The following is a 3,551-nucleotide window of genomic DNA, read 5'->3' on the forward strand; positions in this document are numbered from 1 at the left end:
GGACACCGAGGGACTGAGCGCGGAGGTCGGGGCCGCCGCGGCGTCCGAGGTGGTGTCCCGGGGGCTGAGCGCGGTGCTGGCCTTCAACGATCAGACGGCCCTGGGCCTCGTGGGGGGCCTACGCGGACTCGGGGTGGACGTCCCCGGGGATGTCTCGGTGGCAGGCTGGGACGACACCCCCTTGACCCGCATCATCCCGCCGCGGCTGACGACGGTGAGCCTGTCGCTGGACGACCTGGCGCGTGCGGCCGCCGACCGGCTGTTCGCGCTGCTGGCCGATCCCGCGCAGGTTCCCACCGAGGTCCGGCTGCCCGCGGTGCTGCAGGTCCGCGACTCCACCGGACCGGCCCCACGCTGACCGTCCCCTAGCGGAACATCGTGAGCGCGGCCTTCGCCAGGACGCGCGGATCCCGCTCGTAGTGGTGCAGCGGGGTGAGCCGGGCTTCGTCGATCCCGAGGAAGCGGTAGACCGCGATCTGGGCGGCCCGCACCGAATACTGCTCGGTGAACACCATGTCGAACGGCATCTCGACGAACTGGCTGATGAACGCGAGGTTGACCGAGTTCGCGGGCACGACGTCGGGGCGATCTCCCTTCGAGCGCCGGGCGAACAGGGCGCTGGCGTAGGGCATGTGGGCGGGGATGACGTTGACGACGGACTCCCAGATGGCGTCCGTCTTGGTGTCGATGGTGACGGCGCGGGTGTCGACCTTGGCGAGCTGGCCCAGGGTCTCGGTGAGCATCTCGCGCCCGGTCATCTCGATGAACGGCTTGTTCACGATGTCCCCCTTCTGCCGCGGGTACAGCGAGTAGCCCCAGAACACGGTCTCGTTCGGCTTCTGCGCGGCGAAGTGTGGCTGGTGGTGGACGACCAGCGAGATGAGCGCGTTCGATTCGATGAACGTGTTGAGGGCGTTGCCGGGGGCCTGCCGGGTGATCGCGGCGATCTCGTTGACCAGCAGGTGGTTGTTCGTGGTGACGGTGAAGCTGGTCCATTCGCTCTGAGTGCGGTCCCCGAAGAAGGCGTCGGGGTTGCCCAGCCCGTAGAAGTGCTCGGTCGCCTGACGCCACAACGCGGCCGAGGGGGCGTAGCGCTCGTCCTCGACGATGGCGGTGTCCAGATCGCCCAGGGAGGTGGAGTCGGTGATGGACCCGTTGGTGCAGAACACCAGGTCGCCCTCGGCCACGTCGATGCGGCCGGGGGCCCCGTCGCGGGCCACGTCGAGGTACTCCAGCCCGGTGACGCGGATCGTGTCGCGCATCGGGTCGGACTCGTCGAACACGAACGCCGTCACCATGCGGTCGGTCACGAAGCTGACGCCGTGCTCGGAGAGCCACGCCCGCAGCGGGAGGATGATGCTCTCGTACTGGTTGTACGGGGTCCGCGTGACGCCTTCGAGGGTGTTGATCCGGCTGAACTCGAGGATCATCCGGTTCATGTAGCGGCGCAGTTCCATGGCGGAGTTGTTGCGCAGGAACGCGAACGTGGTCTCCCACATGTACCAGAAGTTGGTGGTGAAGAAGTGGGGGCTCTCGGCGAACCACTCCTCGATGGAGACCCCGTTGAGTTCGGCCTCCCGGGATTCCGGCAGGGTCATCAGCTTGGTCAACAGGATGCGGTCGGTGGTGTCGAACTGCATGTGCTTGTAGTCGTCGGCGTCGCCCCGGGTGCGAGGGCCGCGCGCATCCAGCAGGCGTCCGATGTCCTTGGTGGGGTGGGCGTGGTCGAAGTCGAGGATCTCCTGGGTGACGCTCGTGCCGGGGGTGGTCAGGGACGGGATGCCACGCAGCAGATCCCAGACGTTCTCGTAGGTCTCCTCGTTCAGCATCCGGCCGCCGCGGTTCAGGTAGCCGGCGCTGTTGCCGAGCGGCCCGTGCCCGTATTCGGAGGTGTAGTCGGCGGCCTGCGCGCCATCGTTGGCGCCATGGGTGTCCAACCCCATGATGGTGATGCGGGATCCGTCCCAGCCACCGTCACGGATCAGGTAGACGGCTGCCGCCAGGGAGCCGATTCCGGCTCCGATCATGTATGCGCGGGGGCTCATGGTGGTTCTCCTTGTGTTCGTCACGACTGCGGATGCGCGGTGTCGGCGGGAGTGTCGGCGTCGCGGGCGGCGTCCAGGAAGCCCCGGACGACGAGATCGAGGTGGCCGCGGAGGGCCTGGGCTGCGGTGCGGTCGTCGGGGCGGCCGGTGCTGGGCTGGGCGAGGGCCAGGTGAAGGGCCGCGAACACCAGCCGGGACGCCTGGGCCGCCTGGTCGCGGACGCGGCCATCCGGCGTCGGCACCGCCGCAATCAGGCATGCGGCAACGACGTCTTCCAACTCCTGGACCAGCCCGAGGCCGGCGGCCCGGTGCAGCGAGGGACCATGCCCGAACATGAGTTCACGCTGGTAGTGCATGGCGTTCTCGGGATGGTCGCCGCTGCGATCGAGCACCGGCATCACGAGGGCGAGCAGCGCCTCGGACGGGTCCTCGATGCCTGCCGCCGCGCTGCGTCCGGCGACGAGGGCGTCCCGGAATCGTTCGTTGTAGACCATCAGGAGCAGGTCCGCCTTGGTGGCGGCATAGCGAAACAGCGTGCCTGCGGCGATGTCGGCGCGCTCGGAGGCGGCCTTGGTGGTGACCTGCGCGAAGCCGAACTCGGCGAACAGGTCGCGGGCCGCCACGAGGATGCGGGCGCGCTTGGCGTCCATGTTGCGTTCCCGGCGCCGCGGCGTCATCACACCTCCCGTTGACCACACTCATTATTGAGCGTACTCAGTAAATCGGGAGGGGCAACCCCCACAGGCTCACTGCTGACGCGGGAAGGCCTCGTGCAACTGCCATTGGAGATCCTCGATGCGCTCCGCGTCGAGGGGGCCGGGCTTACCCAGCATCGAGACCAGTTTCCTGGGCCACACGACGCCGACGCCCTCGACGCTGAAGGGATCCGCGAACAGCGGCCAGTCTGCGTCCAGGAAACACAGGTAGCCGCCGACAGGGACGTCCACCTCGTCGGCCAGCGCTGCGCGGACCAGGTCGAGTTGCTTGTGCAGGCCGGCCACGAGAGAGCTGCGATCCCGCCCGCCGACGGTGAGGACCCGCCGCTTCTTGGCGAACAACCCGCCCTCGACCTTGAAGGCGGGCCGAGCATTCCGGTACCGCTTGGAGTCCACCACATAGACCCCGGTCGGGCACACCACCAGGTGGTCGATGTTGGCCCGGGTCCCCGGAATGCGCCGGTCATGCAATACCCGCAACGCGGGACCGGCCGCCTTGGCCAGCGACTGCCCCAGCCGCTGCTCCCCCACCGCGCCGGCCGACCAGGCGGTGGTCGACTGCGGATCGTCGAACACGGCCAGGAGCAGCCGCCCCGCCTTCGGGTGCGCCGCCATCATCCGCTCCCGTCGGGCATCGTGGCGCCGCTGGAACTCGGCGGCCGCCGAGGCCCCGGCCTCGCCGTCGACATGGTCGAGGCCAGGCGGCACCTCCACGGCGCGACGCGGCGCCGCGGCCGGCCCGTCCGCCAGGCTGTCCGCCCGCTGTGCCCGGCACACGACACACGTGACG

General features: G+C 69.2%; 4 protein-coding genes. 1 reads left to right on the forward strand and 3 read right to left on the reverse strand.

Translation table 11 applies throughout. The annotated features are described in order from the left end of the window. Positions 1-358, forward strand: a 358-nt coding sequence (locus V7E09_RS12670) for a substrate-binding domain-containing protein (RefSeq protein WP_324523476.1), incomplete at its 5' end; no start/stop codon positions are given. 7 nt (positions 359-365) lie between these two features. Here V7E09_RS12670 and V7E09_RS12675 read toward each other — a convergent pair. The 3 genes from V7E09_RS12675 to V7E09_RS12685 all read right to left on the reverse strand — a co-directional run. Next, positions 366-2,069, reverse strand: coding sequence for an oleate hydratase (locus tag V7E09_RS12675; RefSeq protein WP_324509635.1), 1,704 nt, complete (start codon positions 2,067-2,069; stop codon positions 366-368). After that, positions 2,066-2,722: a TetR/AcrR family transcriptional regulator gene (locus tag V7E09_RS12680; RefSeq protein ID WP_324509636.1), complete on the reverse strand. Its 657-nt coding sequence runs from the start codon at positions 2,720-2,722 to the stop codon at positions 2,066-2,068. The genes V7E09_RS12675 and V7E09_RS12680 overlap by 4 nt, the downstream gene beginning before the upstream one ends. A gap of 69 nt (positions 2,723-2,791) precedes the next feature. Further along, the coding region (locus V7E09_RS12685) for a nuclease-related domain-containing protein (RefSeq protein ID WP_324523477.1) at positions 2,792-3,551 on the reverse strand (760 nt) is incomplete at its 5' end.

This window comes from Propioniciclava sp., from assembly GCF_036744435.1.
Classification (GTDB): domain Bacteria; phylum Actinomycetota; class Actinomycetes; order Propionibacteriales; family Propionibacteriaceae; genus Propioniciclava.

What these genes read in the sequence shown, in the direction of transcription:
- V7E09_RS12680 (WP_324509636.1), bottom strand. Translation starts at nt 2,722, where the DNA reads ATGACGCCGCGGCGCCGGGAACGCAACATGGACGCCAAGCGCGCCCGC.